This is a genomic window from Leisingera sp. F5, from assembly GCF_001593695.1.
In genome coordinates, this window is the sequence record NZ_LUKH01000251.1 from 1 (window position 1) to 3,340 (window position 3,340).

A 3,340-nucleotide genomic window follows, 5' to 3' on the forward strand; every position below is an offset into this window, starting at 1 on the left:
GTGTGGAGGCCCGCCACGATGTTCAGAAGCGTGGACTTGCCGCAGCCCGAAGGCCCCAGCAGCACGCACAGCTCATTGCGGGCCACCGAGAAGGACACATCGCGCAAGGCCTCGACCCCGCCGCCGCGTGTGGGGAATGTCTTGCAGACATTCTGGACGGATAGAATGATGCTGGACTGCATGATGCGCCCCCTCTTTGCAGGTCAGGTGGATCAGCCGCGGTAGCCGCTGTCGTAAAGCTCCATGTGCAGGCTGCATTCGACACCGGTTTCGGGGGCTTTGACCTCCTGGATCAGGCCGAACTTGACCCACCATTCGCTGACCAGGTTCCAGTGGTCCGACATTTGACCGTTGGTCTGCTCAAAGGGCGGGTTGCCCGGGGCCGCGCCGCAGAATTGCGCCGCTTCGATGAAGTCGTAAACATAAAGCCCGCCATCCAGCGAGGTGCCGTCCTTGCCCAGAACCAGCTCAACGTCCGAAATGCTCATCCCCATGCCTTTGGCGATGATCTCGTTGCCCTCGGTCGGGTTTTCCTTCCACCAGGCGATGGCGTCATACATCGCCTGCATGGTCTTCAGGGCCACATCGCGGCGGTCGTTGATCAACGCGTTGCTCATGTAGTGGCCGTCGGCGACCACGGCATTTTTCAGCCAGAAAGGTTCATCCGATTGGGTCAGGATGCTGGCCCCTTCCAGCGCCTTCAGCGTGTTGGTGCCATAGGGTTCCCAGAATTCCGAAGCCGCCACGCCGCCGCCGATCATTGCGGCAAAGGCATCGTCCGCGATGATGTTGCGGTAGACAACGGAGTCATAGGCGGCGCCGTTCTGTTCCAGCCACATGGCGACATAGATCTGCGCCAAGCCGCCTTCGAGCACCGCGACCTCTTTGCCGGCCAAGTCGGCAGCATTTTCAATGCCGGGGCCTGCAACGACCTTGTCGGTGCCGTTGGACAGATTGCCGAATGCGACCAGCTTGACCGGCAGACCGCGCTCAACCCCGACCGGGGTGAATTCGGCGGTGGAGGAAACCACATCAAGCTGTCCGGCGGCAACCAGGTTGAAGCTTTCATAGGGGTCTTCGATGGTCTGGTAGTGGATGTCCAGATCCGGGGCGAGGCCCTTTTCTGCCGCGATGTGCCAGAAGCCGTAGCCCGGCCAGGTGAAGCCCGCGATCTTGACGCTTTCCGCGGCCCATACGGGGGCGGCGGCGCCTGCCAGTGCTAAGGCTGCAATGCAGCGGCTGGCGGATTTCAGCAGTTTCTTGGTCATCGTCACGGTACCTCCCTTGCGACGTCACATTGTTGGTTGGCCTGTTCTTTTGGGTTCTGCTCCGGCTCCTCAGGAATATTCGTCGAGATATTGGAATGCGCGGCGGTGCAGCGCCCGCAGCAGGTAGTCGAACATCAGACCCAGAAGGCCGATCACCAGAATACCGGCCATGATTTGATCCACATGCAGGAAACGTTTGGCGCGCATCATCATGGCGCCGATGCCGGCGTCGGCGGCGGTGATCTCGGCGATCACCAGATAGGTCCAGCTGACCGCCAGCATCTGGCGCATGGCGATCACGATGTTGGGCAGTGCGGCGGGGACCACGACGGTGCGCAGCACCTGCCAGCGGGAGCCGCCCAGGGTCACGGATGTGTTGATCAGGTCCTTTTGCACCGCCTTGGTGTGGTCGGCAATCAGGGTGATTAGGAACCAGATCACGCCAATGAACAGCAGCGCCAGTTTCTGGGCATCGCCCGCCCCGAACCACATCAGCAACAGGGGAATGAAGGACGGGGCGGGCAGGGAGCGCCAAGCCGAGACGAAGGGGGAGAAAAACGCTTCGACCGATTTGAACGCGCCCATCAGGATGCCAAGCGGCACCGCCACTGCGCAGGCCAGGGCAAAGCTGAACATCACCCGCCAGACACTGACCAGCACATCACCGAGAAAACCGTTCTCGGCAAAGAGCGTGTAGAGCGCTGTCAGGACCTTGCCCGGCCCTGGCAGCAGGATTGCAGGCATCACGCCGGACCAGGCGGCGATCTGCCAGATGGCAAAGAACAGGACCCAGACCGCCACCCCGAGGGTGAGGCGCCAGGATGCGGGGATATCCGATTTGAACTCGAAGATCCGCAGTTTCGGGCGCGTGTCCTTGGCCCGGGTTGCTGGTATCGTCCGAAGGGCCTGGGTCATGGGTCTGTCCTTTGCTGGGGCGTATTAGTAGAGGCGCAGGTATTCCTGCACTTCCCAGTCGGTGACCGACTGGTGGTAGCGCTCCCATTCGTCGTTCTTGTATTCTAGGAACGATTTGCGCATCACAGGGCCCATCACGTGCTCGGCCATCTCGTCACTGCGCAGCGCCTCGATTGCGCTCCACAGGGTGCGCGGCAGGCGGCGGATGCCAAGCTCGGCCAGTTCGGCTTCGGTCTTGGAGTAGAGGTCGAAGTCGGTGGGCTTGCCCGGGTCGATCTTGTGCTTGATGCCCTGCACCGCGCAGGTCAGATGCATCGCCATCGCCAGATAAACATTCATGGTCATGTCGCAGGCGCGGTTTTCAATGCAGTGGCGGCTTTGCGGCAGGCGGAACTGGGCGGAGCGGTTGTTGAAACCGTAGGTGATATTGGTCGGCGCCCAGGTGACGGTGCCGCCTTCAAAGCCGCCGACGCGCGGCACCAGCCCGTTGTAGGAGTTCACGGTGGGGCAGGTGATCGCGGTGATCGCCTCGGCGTGTTGCATCAGCCCGCCCACAGCCCAGCGGCTTTCGTCGGACCAGTCGCTGCCATCGGCGGTTTCAAAGATGTTCTCGCCGGGGCGGCTGTCGTGCAGCATCGACATGTTGATATGCGCGCCGGAGCGCCAGTCACCCACCGTCGGCTTGGGCATGAAGGTCACAAACAGCCCGTGCTTTTTGGCCACCTCTTTCAGGGTGATGCGCAAAAACGCCAGCCGGTCGGACATCTCCAGCATGTTGGTATAGTGGAAATCCAGCTCGAACTGGGAATAGGCGCCCTCGGCCACCACGTCGTGCAGGTTCCAGCCCAAGCCCTCGATGATGTCGATCATATCCTTCAGGAACGGCATCGAGTCGACGGAATATTCCACGTCATAGCCAAACGCCTGGCGGCGCGGGCGCAGGCCGTCTGCCGGATCGTCGTCGAACGCCTTCACCGGCTGCCCGGCGTCGTCGTATTTCATCACGATGAATTCGGGCTCAACCCCGGCAAAGCCGGTGTAGCCTTCCTGCGCGGCCTCATGCATGGCGCGCCGCAGCGCCTGGCGGGGGCAGACGTTGTAAGGCGCGTCTTCCCAGTAAAGATCCGAGAAGATGATCGCCATCGACGTATCCCAGG

The 3,340-nt window shown here is 61.7% G+C and carries 4 protein-coding genes; all 4 read right to left on the bottom strand.

Features of this window, described 5'->3' with window-relative positions; all coding sequences use genetic code 11:
* A partial coding sequence (locus A2I95_RS28305; RefSeq protein WP_291735265.1) for an ATP-binding cassette domain-containing protein occupies window positions 1-182 on the bottom strand: 182 nt, incomplete at its 3' end.
* A gap of 30 nt (window positions 183-212) precedes the next feature.
* Window positions 213-1,268 carry an ABC transporter substrate-binding protein gene (locus A2I95_RS28310; protein WP_291735267.1) on the bottom strand — a complete coding sequence of 352 codons (1,056 nt, stop codon included), beginning with the start codon at window positions 1,266-1,268 and terminating at the stop codon, window positions 213-215.
* A 69-nt stretch (window positions 1,269-1,337) separates the two neighbouring features.
* The gene (locus tag A2I95_RS28315; protein WP_291735269.1) at window positions 1,338-2,183 is read right to left on the bottom strand and encodes an ABC transporter permease; all 846 of its coding nucleotides are present in this window, start codon (window positions 2,181-2,183) and stop codon (window positions 1,338-1,340) included.
* Window positions 2,184-2,207: 24 nt separating this feature from the next.
* The coding region (locus A2I95_RS28320; RefSeq protein WP_291735271.1) for a glutamine synthetase family protein at window positions 2,208-3,340 on the bottom strand (1,133 nt) is incomplete at its 5' end.

Bases quoted from the DNA above. Each gene is read 5' to 3' on its own strand.
- A2I95_RS28310 (WP_291735267.1), bottom strand. From the start codon at position 1,268: ATGACCAAGAAACTGCTGAAATCCGCCAGCCGCTGCATTGCAGCCTTA.
- A2I95_RS28315 (WP_291735269.1), bottom strand. From the start codon at position 2,183: ATGACCCAGGCCCTTCGGACGATACCAGCAACCCGGGCCAAGGACACG.